Source organism: Achromobacter sp. LC458 (assembly GCF_001005835.2).
GTDB classification, from domain to species: domain Bacteria; phylum Pseudomonadota; class Gammaproteobacteria; order Burkholderiales; family Burkholderiaceae_B; genus Achromobacter; species Achromobacter spanius_B.
The window spans coordinates 116,175-131,321 of record NZ_LBHW02000008.1; the positions used below are offsets into that span (position 1 = coordinate 116,175).

General features: G+C 59.9%; 12 protein-coding genes and 1 tRNA gene. All 13 read right to left on the reverse strand.

Features of this window, described 5'->3' with window-relative positions; genetic code table 11:
• Positions 1–528 precede the first annotated feature (528 nt).
• The 13 genes from YH64_RS09475 to hisC all read right to left on the reverse strand — a co-directional run bounded on the left by YH64_RS09475 (position 529) and on the right by hisC (position 15,145).
• Positions 529–732 carry a cold-shock protein gene (locus YH64_RS09475; protein WP_172616244.1) on the reverse strand — a complete coding sequence of 68 codons (204 nt, stop codon included), beginning with the start codon at positions 730–732 and terminating at the stop codon, positions 529–531.
• Positions 733–922: 190 nt separating this feature from the next.
• A tRNA-Ile gene (locus YH64_RS09480) sits at positions 923–1,001 on the reverse strand.
• Positions 1,002–1,010: 9 nt separating this feature from the next.
• A complete protein-coding gene (gene rpoD / locus YH64_RS09485) occupies positions 1,011–3,287 on the reverse strand; it encodes an RNA polymerase sigma factor RpoD (protein WP_046803671.1) in 2,277 nt (758 codons plus the stop codon).
• Positions 3,288–4,168: 881 nt separating this feature from the next.
• Positions 4,169–6,232 (reverse strand): DNA primase, encoded by a 2,064-nt coding sequence (dnaG, locus tag YH64_RS09490; RefSeq protein WP_046803672.1) that lies wholly within the window; start codon positions 6,230–6,232, stop codon positions 4,169–4,171.
• Between the two features lie 19 nt (positions 6,233–6,251).
• Positions 6,252–6,464 (reverse strand): 30S ribosomal protein S21, encoded by a 213-nt coding sequence (gene rpsU / locus YH64_RS09495; protein WP_006218592.1) that lies wholly within the window; start codon positions 6,462–6,464, stop codon positions 6,252–6,254.
• A gap of 400 nt (positions 6,465–6,864) precedes the next feature.
• Complete coding sequence (locus YH64_RS09500; RefSeq protein ID WP_046803673.1) at positions 6,865–7,407, reverse strand: phosphoribosyltransferase; 543 nt, start codon at positions 7,405–7,407, stop codon at positions 6,865–6,867.
• 81 nt (positions 7,408–7,488) lie between these two features.
• Positions 7,489–8,784, reverse strand: coding sequence for an adenylosuccinate synthase (locus tag YH64_RS09505; RefSeq protein WP_046803674.1), 1,296 nt, complete (start codon positions 8,782–8,784; stop codon positions 7,489–7,491).
• Positions 8,785–8,860: 76 nt separating this feature from the next.
• Positions 8,861–10,018 (reverse strand): ATP phosphoribosyltransferase regulatory subunit, encoded by a 1,158-nt coding sequence (locus YH64_RS09510; RefSeq protein ID WP_046803675.1) that lies wholly within the window; start codon positions 10,016–10,018, stop codon positions 8,861–8,863.
• Positions 10,019–10,294: 276 nt separating this feature from the next.
• Positions 10,295–11,197 (reverse strand): protease modulator HflC, encoded by a 903-nt coding sequence (gene hflC, locus YH64_RS09515; protein ID WP_046803676.1) that lies wholly within the window; start codon positions 11,195–11,197, stop codon positions 10,295–10,297.
• 18 nt (positions 11,198–11,215) lie between these two features.
• Entirely contained in the window at positions 11,216–12,520 is a 1,305-nt protein-coding gene (hflK, locus tag YH64_RS09520) for an FtsH protease activity modulator HflK (RefSeq protein ID WP_046803677.1), read from the reverse strand.
• The gene (gene hflX / locus YH64_RS09525) at positions 12,486–13,592 is read right to left on the reverse strand and encodes a GTPase HflX (RefSeq protein ID WP_046803678.1); all 1,107 of its coding nucleotides are present in this window, start codon (positions 13,590–13,592) and stop codon (positions 12,486–12,488) included. The genes hflK and hflX overlap by 35 nt, the downstream gene beginning before the upstream one ends.
• Before the next feature lie 84 nt (positions 13,593–13,676).
• Positions 13,677–13,913: an RNA chaperone Hfq gene (hfq, locus tag YH64_RS09530; RefSeq protein ID WP_006218585.1), complete on the reverse strand. Its 237-nt coding sequence runs from the start codon at positions 13,911–13,913 to the stop codon at positions 13,677–13,679.
• A gap of 158 nt (positions 13,914–14,071) precedes the next feature.
• Positions 14,072–15,145, reverse strand: a complete 1,074-nt coding sequence (gene hisC, locus YH64_RS09535) for a histidinol-phosphate transaminase (protein WP_046803679.1) — start codon at positions 15,143–15,145, stop codon at positions 14,072–14,074.
• Between the last annotated feature and the right edge of the window lie 2 nt (positions 15,146–15,147).

The following is a 15,147-nucleotide window of genomic DNA, read 5'->3' on the forward strand; positions in this document are numbered from 1 at the left end:
ATTCCGGGCGCTCTCCGAAGCCGACAAAGAGCTTTGCATAACGATGATCCGAGCGTTCTGCGCAGAGATAGCGTTGCAAGAAGCGAGAGGCATGCGCCCGGATCCGAATGAATAGGCAGGCGACGCCCGCAGGCATTAGATAAGCCCACGGAAACCCACCATACGGATGTGCCTTCAGCAGTTACCGACCTTGAAAAGGGAAGGGGGCGTTTCACACGCTCCCGAACGAGGCGGTAAAGGCCATATCCGTATGACTTTTGCACAATGAAGACTGCGAACGCCCCGGCCAAAGCCCATAGCTTTTGTCGGGGCCGCCGCATACCTTTCCGCATACCCGCCTTGGCTGCACAAAGAATCAGCCAAGATTCACAAGATCTGGTCTGTTGGCCCTGGTGTTAGCCCCCGTGTTAGCCCAAGAGCGAACGCTAGACCGGCCTCACAAACAAAAAGGCCGAATCCATTGTTCCAATGGATTCGGCCCCGCAGCTTGCTACCTACCTGCCCGCCTGGCAGCGGGCAAACAGGTTATTAAATCGCTTTGATCATGGTCGCCTGAGGACCTTTCTGTCCTTGGCCGGCGACGAAAGAAACGCGCTGGTTCTCTTCAAGAGATTTGTGCCCGTCACCCTGAATTTCCGAGTAATGCGCAAAGAGGTCTTTACCACCCAGTTCCGGCGAAATAAAGCCGTAGCCCTTGTCGTTGTTGAACCACTTCACGATACCAGTTTCTATCTTCAATGTATGTCCTAGATGTACAGGGAAAAAATATTCCCGCAGCCACTATGGGCGCTTAACGGCAACAAAGATATCGCTGTTTCTCAATGACACATATTCTGCACACACTGAAGGCCCCTCTTCGCTCCAAAAACGAAACAGCCGCCATTGCTGGCGGCTGTACGTACCTGATTACTCAGGATTTTCTTGGTAGGCCCCCCGAGAGTCGAACTCGGCACCAACGGATTATGAGTCCGCTGCTCTAACCAGGCATGAGCTAGAGGCCCAGGAAACGATTACTGCCCTTCGAGGAAGCTTTTCAGCTTATCGGCGCGGCTGGGGTGACGCAGCTTGCGCAGCGCTTTAGCCTCTATTTGGCGGATGCGCTCGCGAGTCACGTCGAACTGCTTACCCACTTCTTCCAGGGTCTGGTCGGTGCTCATTTCGATACCGAAACGCATACGCAGAACCTTGGCTTCACGCGGGGTCAGAGAGTCTAGCACTTCCTTGACCACATCACGCATGGAACCATGCAAAGCCGCGTCCGAAGGCGCCAGCGTCGAGGTGTCTTCGATGAAGTCGCCCAAGTGCGAATCATCGTCGTCGCCGATCGGCGTTTCCATCGAGATCGGTTCTTTAGCGATCTTGAGGATCTTGCGGATCTTGTCCTCGGGCATGTCCATCTTTTGCGCCAGGGTCGCGGGATCCGGCTCAGCACCGGTTTCCTGCAGAATCTGACGGCTGATCCGATTCATCTTGTTGATCGTTTCGATCATGTGAACCGGAATACGGATGGTGCGCGCCTGGTCAGCGATGGAACGCGTGATGGCCTGACGAATCCACCACGTGGCGTACGTCGAAAACTTGTAGCCGCGACGGTACTCGAACTTGTCCACGGCCTTCATCAGGCCGATGTTGCCTTCCTGAATCAGATCCAGGAATTGCAGGCCACGGTTCGTGTACTTCTTGGCAATCGAGATCACCAGACGCAGGTTGGCCTCGGTCATTTCACGCTTGGCCTTGCGAGCCTTGGCTTCGCCCGTGGCCATGCGCTTGTTGACGTCTTTCAGGTCCTTCAGCGGCAGCACGACACGCGTTTGCAGGTCGATCAGCTTTTGCTGCAGTTCCTGCACCGCGGGAATCTGACGTTCCAGCGTTTCGGCGTAAGGATGGCCGGCGCTGACTTCGTCAACGACCCATTGCAGGTTGGTTTCGTTGCCCGGGAAGACCTTGATGAAGTGCGTGCGCGGCATGCCGGCACGGTCCACACACGTGTGCAGGACGGCGCGTTCAAGCTGGCGTACTTCTTCCACTTGGTTGCGCAACGTGTCAGCCAGCTTCTCGACCATCTTCGCGGTGAAGCGGATGCCCATCAGTTCGTTCTGGATGGATTCCTGCGCGCGCACGTAGATGTCCGACTTGTAGCCGTCTTTCTCGTACGACAGGCGCATCTTGTCGAACTGCTTGCCCACTTCGTCGAACTTGGCCAACGCCTTCACGCGCAGGTCTTCCAGCTGCTTGCTGGACATCCCGCCCGCGGGGCCGTCATCGCTTTCGTCTTCGTCAGCGGTCACACCGGCGCCGGCGTATTCTTCGCCGTCTTCCGGATCAACCAGGCCGTCAACAACTTCGTCGATCTGCGCCTGGCCTTCCCGCACGCGCAGGATGTGGGCCAGGATTTCGTTGATCGTGGTCGGGCAGGCCGAAATGGCCATGACCATGTGCTTCAAGCCGTCTTCGATACGCTTGGCGATTTCGATTTCGCCTTCGCGCGTCAGCAGTTCAACCGAGCCCATTTCGCGCATGTACATACGCACGGGATCGGTGGTCCGGCCAAAGTCGGAATCCACGGTGGTGAGCGCGGCTTCGGCTTCGTCTTCGACATCGTCGTCGTTGGACGCAACCGGGGCGTTCTCGCTCATCAACAGCGTTTCGGCGTCGGGGGCCTGGTCGTAGACCGCGATACCCATGTCGCTGAACGTGCTGATGATGCCGTCAATGGCTTCGGCGTCGACCAGGTCGTCAGGCAGATGGTCGTTGATTTCGCCGTATGTCAGGTAGCCGCGGTCTTTGCCCAGCTTGATGAGCTGCTTCAGACGGTTGCGGCGAGCTTCGTATTCTTCAGGCGTGACAGGGCCGCGCGCGATCAGATCCTTGGGATCTGCCTTGCCGCGCTTGCCGCCGCGCTTGGGCGGCTTCAGGTCAGGCAGCACTTCGCCTTCGCCGTCCATCGTGTCGTCGAAACCATCGCCGTCGTTATTGGCGTTCTTGGCGGGGCGGCCCGGGCGGCGGCCGCTGGGTACCGGACCCGAACGAGGTGCGCTACCGCCGACCAAGTCGGCGAGTTTGTCCTCAGCCTTCTTGGCGCGAGCCTTGGTCACTTTTTCGGGCTTGTCAGCCGCGGCCGTCTTGGTTGCCTTTTTGGCAGCCGTCTTGGCGGCAGGCTTGGCGACCTTCACCGCCGTCTTGGCGGGCGCTTTTTCCGCCGCCATGCTTACGGCACGCTTGGCCGCGGGGGCCTGAGTTTCAGCCGCATCAATTGCAGAGGAGGATTTGCCGGTGGATTTGGTCATAGTCGCTTCCGTGGTCGTCGCAACCCGTTTGGGCATGTTGCACCGCGCTGGTTCACCCTGGACGGTGGCCCAGCGCGACGCAGATACGGGTAAAACAGATAAACCGGCCAAGATCACGCGGCTGCGTTGTTCGCAGCGCCAGCTCTTGCGAGCCCGCTTGGCGCCTTGCCGGTGCAATACCGTTCGGGCGCTTAACGTGCATAACCTCATCCTGCGGCGGATTCCGGGCGTCGGGGGGGCTGCCTGCCTATAAATAGGCTTTGCTTGCTTATGGGGACGGTTGCCCCTAGCAGCTATGTAGACACAGCACCCAGACCACTAACGCTACGCAAAAATGCTCACCGCTGAACTGCCTGATTCACCGCTCAGCCTTCGGCTCCAGCCGTCGGCCATAAAATCACTTAAAACAAGTACCTTTGATGTACTTCGGTCTTTCTCAATACTGCTTTCGCATCAATCTTCATCACTACGATTCATCACTACGATTCATCACTACGTCTTGCACTGCACATTCATGCACGCTTGCGGTGCCGTCGTGCCTGCACCGTCCTGCGAGCCTTACTTCCCGCCAAACCGCTTCAAGCAAAGACGGCGAAAATCTATTAGATTCATCTAGCCGAAATTGATTCCGCCGGCTTGGACGCATCCTTCAGCACGAGCGCTCTCGGGCCAAGTCGTCTTAGGATTCAGAAATATTTCAGGAATCTTTGCGCTGCAAACATCGATGCATAAAATGCAAGGCTACGGTCGGAAGGCTATGCTTCAAGGCTATATGCTCCAAGGCTATAGTCTCCAAGACTATGCTCGATGGTCGCACCACTCTCGGAACTACACAGCTTCGCATGGCCCTTGCCAGCGGACAACCTTCGATTTTAGCGCATTTACCGTATCCCAGCACCTTTCAACACCGCCAATCGGCTGGACAGCTCCAGATAGCGCTTCCGAGCTTCCTCGGTAGACAGACCCGTCGCCGCCAGTTTGGCCATTTCAAGCTTCGCTGAATCAAATTCAATGCGCCGCAAGGCGTCATCCCACTCGGTTTGCGGATCCGGCAAATCTTCCTGAGACAGGATGTCCGCGCGCAGCCCCTTTAGGACCGTTGCCAGGTCCGAATCGGGCTCGGCTGCCTCCAACAGGGCGCCGACATGGCGCGCGCCGCTGGACTGAGCCAGCATGATCAAGTCCCGTACCAAACCTAGATGGGGGCCATGATCGATGACTTCAAGTTGCTGATCGCCCATCGAGTCGACAAGTTCGGGGTGAGCCAGCACAAGCCCCAGCAGACGCTTGGCCAGGGACGGCATGGTGCGGCGCCCCTCAAAGCCGCCGACATCATTGTCCCGGCGCCCTTTCCAGTTGCCCTTGCCGCCCTTCCAGTCGCTTTTGCCCTTCCAATCGCCTTTGCTCTTCCATTCGGGCTTCCCGCCGGAGCGTTGGCCGGAGCCCGCCGCCGCATCCCCACCCGCCGACGGAAAATGCCCGTAATCGCCAAAATCGGGCTCTTCGGCGGGAATATCGTGGAAATCATGGCCGGCAAAGTCATACCCCATATCGGAGTGACCGCCGTCCTGATCCGAACCCGAATGTCCTGACGGTGCACCGGCCTCGCCTGCGCTGGCTTTCGCCGCGCCAGGCGGGGCAAAAGGTTTGGCCGGCTGCTGCGCCAGGATCTGCGACATTTCCTCGGGCGTCAGTTGCACAAGCTTGGCCATTTCGCGCTCGATCTGGACGCGCAACGCGCATTCCGGAATCGCTGCCAGCAAAGGCTTGGCCTCGTGCAGGCAACTGGCGCGGCCTTCCGCTTCATTCATGTTGTGGCGCGAGGCCAATTCGTCCAGCAAAAATCGGGACAGGGCAACAGCGTCGCCCAGGCATGCGCGGAATGCTTCAGCGCCCAGCTCCCGCACGTACGAATCCGGATCGTGCTCGGACGGCAAGAACAGGAAACGGATCGCGATATCGTCGCGCAGAACGGGCAGACAGGCTTGCAGCGCGCGCCATGCGGCACGCCGACCAGCGCCGTCACCGTCAAAGCTGAATATCACCTTGTCGCTGGCGCGCAGCAGCTTCTTGACGTGGTCCGGCGTCGTTGCCGTGCCTAACGTCGCGACCGCGTTGGCGATCCCTTGCTGCGCCAGCCCGACCACGTCCATGTAACCTTCCACCACGATCACCTGGCCTTCCTGGCGGATGGCTTGGCGCGCCTCCCACAGGCCGTACAACTCATGGCCCTTCGAGAAAAGCGGCGTCTCGGGAGAATTCAGGTACTTGGGTTCGCCTTTGCCGATGATGCGACCGCCAAACCCGATCAGACTGCCTCGTGCGTTGCGAATCGGAAACATGACGCGCTCGCGAAAGCGGTCATAACGGCGCCCATCTTCGGATTCGATGACAAGCCCCGACTCCACGAGCGTGGGGTCGTCGTAATTGGGAAAGACCTGCGCAAGGCCGTGCCGGTCGGTTCCCGACCACCCCAAGCCGAAATGCGCGGCAATTTCGCCCGTCAGGCCACGCTGCTTCAGGTAGCGGATGGCGGCCGGAGATGCACGCAACTGTTTCAGGTAGTGCGCCTGGGCGGCATCCAGCACCTGCGTATGGCGGGACTCCTCGGCCTTGCGGCGCGCGGTTTCCTGCTGCTGACGTGGACTGCGATTTTCTTCCGGGACCGTCATTCCCGCCGAAGCCGCGAGCGTGCGCACGGCTTCGGGGAAACTGGTACCCGTATGTTCCATCAGGAATGTGATGGCGCTGCCATGGGCTCCACAGCCGAAGCAGTGATAAAACTGCTTGGTGGGGCTGACAGTGAAAGACGGACTTTTTTCGTTATGAAAGGGGCACAGGCCAAGCAAGTTGGCCCCACCCTTTCGCAACTGCACATATCGCCCGACTACGTCGACGACGTCGACTCGGGCGAGTAGATCCTGGATGAATGATTCTGGAATCAATAGATTCGGGAATCAAAAATCAATACAGGCGCGGGGGCAGTTGTTGGCTACGAATGCGCTTGTAGTGGCGCTTCACGGCGGCGGCGTGCTTGCGCTTGCGCTCGGCCGTGGGCTTCTCATAGAACTCGCGCGAACGCAGCTCGGTGAGCAAACCGGTCTTTTCGATGGTGCGCTTGAAGCGGCGCAGAGCGGCTTCAAACGGTTCGTTTTCCTTCAGTCGAACGATAGGCATAAAGTGATTGGCCTGCTTGTAGGGTAACAAAAGTTGATGACAAACCTGGCTTGCTTACCAGCAACGCTGCGCGGGTCCAGGTCCGCGGTAACCAATAACCGCGGAACGAGGAACCTTGAAAGCGCAACCCAAGTTCTCGAAAAACGACGTAGCGGGAAAACATGCAGCGCTGCTTTAGCAGTACTGATGCGTACCCACTCTTGCCCGTTTTTTACGTATTTCTCGGATTTCCGCTGGCTGTTTCCGTTACCCAAAGACTACCCAAAGAGTAACAAGCCAAGTTCGGTTTAGCGATAACCAGCGATTCTAGCATGGTCACGCCCGCTTTGACTACTAGGAGGGACGCTTGACGCATACATGCATCCCTCCTTTCCTGCCTTGGACTTCAGACCGACCGAGCTCAGCTCTTGTAACCCTTGCGGATCCACGCTTCCAGCTGATGTGGTCGCAGGCTGTCGTAATCCTCGAACGGCTGGTGAATCCAGGGGTTCGTCGGCAGCTTCTCGACGTAATAGTCGGGCGTGGCCTGCGAATGCCCTTTCCACCAGAGGACGGCGCTACGCAATTCCGTGATGTCGGCGAATTGGCTCTTCAGATGGTCGTAGACCTTGCTGAACGTCTTGCCGGTGTCGACCATGTCGTCCACCAGCAACACCCGCCCGGACAATGTGCCGCGCGTGATGGTGATGAACTGCGCGATGTCCATGTCGCCCTGCTTGGTGCCGGCGGCTTCGCGATAGCTGCTGGTGGCCAGAATGCCCAGCGGCACATCAAAAATACGGGACATAACGTCGCCCACGCGCATACCGCCGCGCGCCAGGCAAAGAATCTTGTCGAACTTCCATCCCGACTGGTGCACCTGCAAGGTCAGGCGCTCGATCAGCCGGTTGTAATCGTCCCACGTCACCCACAGATGGCTCTCATCATTGGTCGGTGCGCTCATAGGTAAGCATCTCCTGCTTAAAAATACGAAAAGGCCGCCGCCGGTATGAGACCGGCGGCGGCCTTTGGAATATTAACCCGATCAGCCCTTCAGGGGATGACGCAGGACAATGGTTTCATTGCGATCCGGACCGGTCGACACCAGGTCGATCGGCACGCCACAAACTTCGGCAACGCGCTCCAGGTAGCGACGGGCCGCGGCGGGCAGCTTGTCGTACTCGGTGATGCCAACGGTGGACTCGGACCAGCCCGGCAATTCTTCCAGCACCGGCTGCGCTTGCGCAACGGCGTGCGCGCCGTAAGGCAGCACATCACGGAATTCACCGTTGACGCGGTAGCCGACGCCCAGTTGGATCGTTTCCAGGCCATCCAGCACGTCCAGCTTGGTGATGCACAGGCCGGAAATGCCATTCAGGCGAACCGAGCGCTTCAGCGCAGCACCGTCGAACCAGCCGCAACGACGCGGACGGCCGGTAACCGATCCGAATTCCTTGCCGATGATTGCCAGACGCGTGCCGATTTCGTCGACCAGTTCCGTGGGGAACGGGCCCGAACCCACACGGGTGGTGTAGGCCTTGGTGATGCCCAACACGTAATCCAGCTGCTGCGGACCCACACCCGCACCCGCCGACGCCGCGCCAGCCACGCAATTGCTGCTGGTGACGAAGGGGTACGTACCGTGGTCGACGTCCAGCAACGCGCCTTGCGCGCCCTCGAACAGGATGCGCTTGCCTTCCTGCTGCATGGCATACAGGTTGCTGGACACGTCCTTGACCATCGGAGCAATGGCCGGAGCCAGGGCCATGGCCTGATCGCGCACTTCATCAGCGGAAACCGCTTCGGCGCCCAGGTACTTGGTCAACACGAAGTTGTGGTAATCCAGGACTTCGGCCAGCTTCTCGTCAAACAGCGACGGGTTGAACAGGTCCTGCACGCGCAGCGCGCGGCGGGCAACCTTGTCCTCGTACGCCGGACCGATGCCACGACCGGTCGTACCGATCTTGCCTTCGCCCTTGCGCGCTTCGCGCGCCTTGTCGATGGCCACGTGATAAGGAAGGATCAGCGGGCAGATTTCGGAAATCTGCAGGCGCGAGCGCACATCCAGACCGGCGGCTTCCAGCTCTTCGATTTCCTTGAGCAGGGCTTCCGGGGACAGCACGACGCCATTGCCGATAAAGCAGGTGACACCGGGATGCATGATGCCCGACGGGATCAGGCGAAGAATCGTCTTCTTGCCGTTGATCCACAGCGTATGGCCGGCGTTGTGACCGCCTTGGAAGCGGACCACGCCTTGGACGGATTCCGCCAGCCAATCGACGATCTTGCCTTTGCCCTCGTCACCCCATTGGGTGCCGATTACGACTACGTTCTTGCTCATGTTACGAATCAATATCGAGTTTCTCGGGAAATCCGGAAATCTCCCCGCGGCCCTCTCGTTTCCAAGAGGGAGTTAGTCACAGCGTTCTGACCGTCCAGGCACCATCTTGCAGCGCCAGCTCGCGATCGCAAACGAATTCGTCCTGATCCTGCTCGTGACCGGGCAATACCTGAACGACAATTTCCCCTGACCGGCGCAGACGGCGAACCGCCTCGGTCAAGGCGGGGGCCTGCCCCCAGGGCGCGCGAACCGCACGCGCCCGCTCTGCTGGCGGCAAACCCGCCGCCAGTTTGCGTAAATCCAGACTGAAGCCCGTGGCGGGACGGGCGCGGCCGAATGCTCGGCTGACATCGTCATAGCGTCCGCCGCTGACCAGCGCGTCGTGCCACCCTTCGGCGTACAGCGCGAACTTGACGCCGGAGTGGTAGCCATAGCCGCCCACATCAGCCAGGTCGACGCCGAATGCCACGTTGGGCATCGCATCCACCAGAGCCTGCAGCGCATCCAACGCCGCCGCCACGCCAGGCAACAAAGGCAAGTCACGACGTGCGTTCTTCAGCACTTCGGGGCCACCATACAAATTTGGCAGCAACTTCAGCGCATTCAGCGTTTCTTCGCGCATGCCGGGCGCCTTTTCGGCCAGTTCACCCAGCCCTGGCACGTCTTTCTCGCGCAGCAGACGGATGACATCTTCGGCCAAAGCGACGGCGGCAGGGTCGGATTCGACGATGGCGCGCACCACACCCGGATGGCACAAGTCCAGACGGGGGTTGCGCACACCGGCGATTGCTACCGTTTCCAACACGAGCTGGATAATTTCCAGATCGGCTTCAAACCCGGCATGGCCGTAAATCTCGGCGCCGATCTGCAGAAGCTCGCGGCTGGACAGAAGGTCCGCCGGGCGAGCGTGCAGCACGTTGCCGCAATAGCACAGGCGCGTCACGCCGGCACGGTTCAACAAGTGCGCATCAATGCGCGTGACCTGAGGAGTCATGTCGGCCCGTACACCCAGCGTGCGACCCGTCAGCTGGTCAACCAGCTTGCACGTGCGCAGATCCAGATCGCTACCGGTGCCGGACAGCAATGAATCGATGTATTCGACCAGGGGCGGCGCGACCAGCTCGAAGCCGTATGTACGGTACAAATCGAGAAGTTCGCGGCGCAATTCCTCGATGCGCCGGGCCTCTGCCGGAAGTACGTCGGCAAGGCTCTCGGGCAGCAACCAGTTACCCATGAATGTTTACCTGAATAACGCCAAGTGATGCGTGGGCGTCGCCCAAACGAAAAAGCGGCTGAGGGGGCGTAAGCCCGCTCAGCCGCTGCGGAATGTTTTCTAGCTTACGCGGTATTGTACATGAGTCGGCCGGCAGCGCCAGCCGGGATTATCAGGGCCGAAAGCCGTCCCCGCTTGTTCGAACAAGCGCCGCAGCCCAGCCCTGAAGGTCTCTTGCAGCAATAAAAAACCCCTTGGTATCCCAAGGGGTTTTCAGTGTGCAAGGCGCGTGGCGACTTACTTGGCGGGCACGGTGACCGGCGCCAATGCTTCGCCCGCCGGGTCCTTCATGAACTGGAAGAAGCTGGAGCTGGGGTCGACCACCAGCACGTCGCCCGGCTTCGAGAACGAGGCGCGGTAAGCCTCCAAGCTCTTGTAGTACGTGTAGAACTGCGGATTCTTGCCGTAAGCCTGGGCATAGATCGAAGCGGCGGCGGCGTCGCCTTCACCCATGATGCCCTGCGCCGTGGCGTAAGCCTGAGCCACAATCACTTCGCGCTGGCGATCCGCTTCGGCGCGGATCTTCTCGCCCTCGGCGGCACCAATGGAACGCAGCTCGTTGGCGACGCGCGTACGCTCCGCTTCCATGCGGCGGTACACCGATTCCGAAATCTCGGGCGCGAATTCAATGCGGCGCAGGCGCACGTCGACGATTTGCACGCCCAGGGGCTCGGCCCGCTTGGCCACGTTGGTCAGGATCTCGGCCATGATCTTGTCGCGTTCGGTCGAAACCACGTCACGCACGGTACGCACGTTGACCGAAGCGTTCAAGGCGTCGCGGATCAGCGCTTGCAGGCGCTCTTGTGCGACGCGCTCGTTGCCACCCGTCGAAACGTAGTATTGGCGGGGGTCCGCAATACGCCATTTCACGTAGGAATCGATCAGCAGGTTCTTCTTTTCAGAAGTCTGGATGCGTTCGGCTTCGTTGGTTTCGATGGTCAGAATGCGCTTGTCCAGCGTCACCACGTTCTGGAACGGCGGCGGCGCCTTGAAGTACAGGCCAGGTTCATTAATGGTCTTGCGCACTTCACCCAGTGAGAACACCAGGGCGTAGTCGCGCTCGCGCACGACGAAGACGCATGACGACAGGGCAGCCAGCACGATAAGCAGGCCGACCAGGATGGGCATAAAACGTTGCATGATCAGAAATCCTCCGGGTTAGCGCGACGTGCGGTCGCGGGGCAGCGTGTTGCTATTGCTGCTGCCGGAAGACTGGGGCGCCGGTGCCGCGTTGCTACGCAACGGCGGTTGGACTGGCGGACTGATCAACGCAGGCGAACCCGGGTTGCCGACGCTGGACTTGCTGGCGTCCTGGGCAGCCAGATGCATGATTTTGTCCAAAGGCAAATACAACATGTTGTTGTTGCTCTTGGTGTCGACCATGACCTTGCTGGCGCGCGTGAAGATGTCTTGCATGCTTTCCAGGTACATACGCTGGCGCATGACTTGCGGCGCCTTTTCGTATTCGCCCAGGATGCTGGTGAAGCGCGAGCTATTACCCTGCGCATCGCCCACCACCTTGGCCTTGTAGCCTTCAGCCTGCTCGGTCATGCGCGATGCCTGGCCGCTGGCCAATGGCACGACCTGGTTGGCGTAGGCCTGGCCTTCGTTGATCTGGCGTTCGCGGTCTTGACCGGCCTTGACGGCGTCGTCGAAGGCGGCTTGCACCTGTTCGGGCGGCTGCACGTTCTGGATGGCAACGGTGCTGACCTGCACACCGCTTTGATAGCGATCCAGGATTTGCTGCATCAAGGCCTGCACTTGCGTGGCGACAGCGGTACGGCCTTCGTACAGGACGAAGTCCATCGACTGCTTGCCCACGACTTCGCGCATCGCCGTTTCAGAGGCTTGGCGGACGGATTCGTCCGGGTCGCGTGTCTTGAAGAGATAGTCAGGGCCACCGTCGGCACGCAGGCGGTATTGCACGACGAACTGCATATCGACGATGTTCTCGTCCGTCGTGAGCATCAGCGCTTCAGGCAGGACCTTATTGCGCGAACCGCCACGGAAACCGACTTCGAACGTGCGCAGTTGCGACACGTTAACGATTTCCTGGCTTTGAATGGGGTACGGCAAGCGCCACTGGAAGCCAGCTTGCGACGTGCTCTTGTACTTGCCGAACTGGGTCACAACCGCGACCTGGCCTTCTTGCACGATGTAGAAGCCACTGGCCAGCCAGATACCCGCCGCGACCAGGGCGATGACGCCCAGGCCGATGCGCGTACCGCGCGGCGATGGCGGCGTCATGCCGCCTCGGTTACCGGGGCGGTTGTTGCCACCGCCACCGCCCTTGCGACCGAACAAGGAGCCGATGCGATTATTGAAATCGCGCCAGACTTCGTCCAGGTCAGGTGGGCCGTCTCCATTGCCTTGAGGCCGCTTCGGCGGCGGCTCGGAGCCATTGTTGTTCCCACGACCCCAACCGGGGTCATTCAGATTGAAGAGTTTGATAATTCGCGGCATTGTTTCCCACAATCTGTCCGGTCTCCGCAATTGCCCCGCGCAACGCATCCAGACCGGCGCGCTCGGTGGCGCTTACAAATACTCGCGCAATCGTACCATGTGCATCGCGCTCCACCCGGGGTTCCAAACCCGCCCGGTCAATCTTGTTGTATACCAGAATGGTCGGAATCGCGGAGGCTCCGATTTCGGCAAGAACCTTGTTCACTTCAAATATCTGTTCGTCGCGCTGCGGGCTGGCGGCGTCGACCACATGCAGCAGCAGATCGGCGTGAACAGTCTCTTCGAGTGTTGCGCGGAACGCGGCGATCAGGCCGTGAGGCAGGTCGCGGATGAACCCGACGGTGTCTGACACCACCACCGAGCCGGCTCCATCGATCCAGATACGACGGGTGGTCGTGTCCAGCGTGGCGAACAGCTGGTCGGCGGCGTAGCTGTCAGCACGCGTCAGCGCATTGAACAGCGTGGACTTGCCGGCGTTGGTGTACCCCACCAGCGACACCGACAGCGCACCGCCCCTGGCCCGGGCGCGCCGTTGCGTCACCCGCTGGCGCTCGACACGATCGAGCCGCTCGCGCAGCGTCTTGACCTTGGCGCCGATCATGCGGCGATCCATTTCAAGCTGCGATTCGCCCGGACCGCGCATCCCGATACCGCCGCGTTGACGTTCCAGGTGGCTCCACATGCGGGTCAACCGCGTGGCCAGATGCTGCAACTGCGCCAACTCGACCTGCAATTTGCCCTCGTGGCTTTTTGCGCGCAGCGCGAAAATGTCCAGAATGAGGGCCACGCGATCCACCACACGCAGATTGAAGGCGCGTTCAAGGTTGCGTTGCTGAGCTGGCGACAAAGGTTGGTCGAAAAGAACGATATCAGCCAGCAAGGCTTGCGCCATCGCCACGGCTTCGTCCGCTTTGCCCGAGCCGATGAAGAACTTGGCGTCGGGGCGATCGCGCCGAGCAGTCAGCGTACCGACGACTTCCGCGCCCGCACCCTTGGCCAGCATGGTGAATTCTTCGGCGTGGGCAGCGTGGTCCGGGTCACCCAGGTCCACGCTGATAATCAGAGCGCGCATACATGCACCATATTGGAGCCAAAGCGAAAATGCCCGCCGACGTCAACCGTCAGGCGGGCAAAAAAAGGTACAGCTGGAGCGAGATTATTCAGCAGGGACTTCCACCTGAAAGTTGACGGCGCGCGCGGGAACGACGGTGGAAATGGCATGCTTGTAAACCATTTGCGTAACCGTATTGCGCAGCAGCACCACGTACTGATCAAAAGATTCGATTTGCCCTTGAAGCTTGATGCCGTTTACCAAGTAGATCGACACGGGCACATGATCCTTGCGCAGCGTGTTCAGAAACGGATCTTGCAGAGTTTGCCCTTTATTGCTCATTGGCCAGGCTCCATTTGTTTGTTATTGAGTGATGATGTGCTTTCTTGTGCTGGTGGAGCACACCGAAACATGTACTCTACAGGGTTTTCCCGGCCCGTGCTACTTGGCCAGGAAGCAAAAGTGACACCAGAAATTTCAAGCTGAAATGCCCCTGAAGATCACGCTTTCAGGACCTCTTCAAGCGCCTTCAAAAGCAGGTCGACCTGCTCGTCAGTGCCCACAGTGATGCGCAAAAACTGATCGATGCGAGCATGACGAAAATGACGCACGATGATGCTGCGCTCGCGCAAGGCGGCGGCCAGGCCCGCAGCGTCTTTTGAAGAATGCCGCGCGAACACGAAATTCGCGGCCGACGGCAAAACGTCAAAGTCCAACGCCTGCAAGCCCGCCGTCATCCGCGACCGGGTTTCGATCACGGCTTGGCGAGTCTTGTCAAAGTACTCTGTATCCTCCAATGCCGCTACTGCGCCGGCCGACGCCAGGCGATCTATCGGGTAGGAGTTGAAACTGTTCTTTACGCGCTCAAGGCCATCGATGAGTTCGGCGCTGCCCACGGCAAAACCAACGCGCAACCCTGCCAGCGAGCGCGACTTGGACAGCGTCTGCACGACCAACAGGTTGTCATAGCGGGCCACCAGGCCCACCGCGGATTCCCCGCCGAAGTCCACATAGGCCTCGTCCACCACCACAACCGACTCCGGGTTGCCGGCCACGATGCGTTCAACATCGGCCAGGCTTAGCGCCCGGCCGGTCGGCGCATTGGGATTGGGGAAGATGATGGCGCCTGCCTGCCCGTTTGCACCCGGCAGGTAGTCGTCGACATTGATGGAAAAGTCCGCCGCCAGCGGCACCGTTTCGTACTCGATACCGTACAAGCCGCAGTAGACCGGATAGAAGCTGTAGGTGATGTCGGGAAAGCGCAGCGGCTTGTCGTGCTTGAGCAGCGCAAGAAATGCGTGCGCCAGCACCTCGTCGGATCCATTGCCGACGAAGACCTGGTCGGCTTGCACGCCGACGGTGGTCGCGATTGCCTGGCGCAGCCGGTCCGAAGCCGGATCCGGATACAGCTTTAGCGTGTCGTCAGCGGCCGCGCGGATGGCCTCGAGCACCTTGGGCGACGGCCCGTACGGGTGCTCGTTGGTATTCAGCTTGACCAGGTTCTGAAGCTTGGGCTGCTCGCCCGGGACATACGGACTAAGCGTCCCGACCACGGGACTCCAGAAGCGGCTCATGG

Coding starts and splice junctions, on each gene's coding strand:
- rpoD (WP_046803671.1), bottom strand. CDS start 3,287: ATGACCAAATCCACCGGCAAATCCTCCTCTGCAATTGATGCGGCTGAA.
- YH64_RS09510 (WP_046803675.1), bottom strand. CDS start 10,018: ATGGGTAACTGGTTGCTGCCCGAGAGCCTTGCCGACGTACTTCCGGCA.
- hflX (WP_046803678.1), bottom strand. CDS start 13,592: ATGCGCGCTCTGATTATCAGCGTGGACCTGGGTGACCCGGACCACGCT.
- hflC (WP_046803676.1), bottom strand. CDS start 11,197: ATGCAACGTTTTATGCCCATCCTGGTCGGCCTGCTTATCGTGCTGGCT.
- rpsU (WP_006218592.1), bottom strand. CDS start 6,464: ATGCCTATCGTTCGACTGAAGGAAAACGAACCGTTTGAAGCCGCTCTG.
- hfq (WP_006218585.1), bottom strand. CDS start 13,913: ATGAGCAATAAAGGGCAAACTCTGCAAGATCCGTTTCTGAACACGCTG.
- YH64_RS09500 (WP_046803673.1), bottom strand. CDS start 7,407: ATGAGCGCACCGACCAATGATGAGAGCCATCTGTGGGTGACGTGGGAC.
- hisC (WP_046803679.1), bottom strand. CDS start 15,145: ATGAGCCGCTTCTGGAGTCCCGTGGTCGGGACGCTTAGTCCGTATGTC.
- YH64_RS09505 (WP_046803674.1), bottom strand. CDS start 8,784: ATGAGCAAGAACGTAGTCGTAATCGGCACCCAATGGGGTGACGAGGGC.
- hflK (WP_046803677.1), bottom strand. CDS start 12,520: ATGCCGCGAATTATCAAACTCTTCAATCTGAATGACCCCGGTTGGGGT.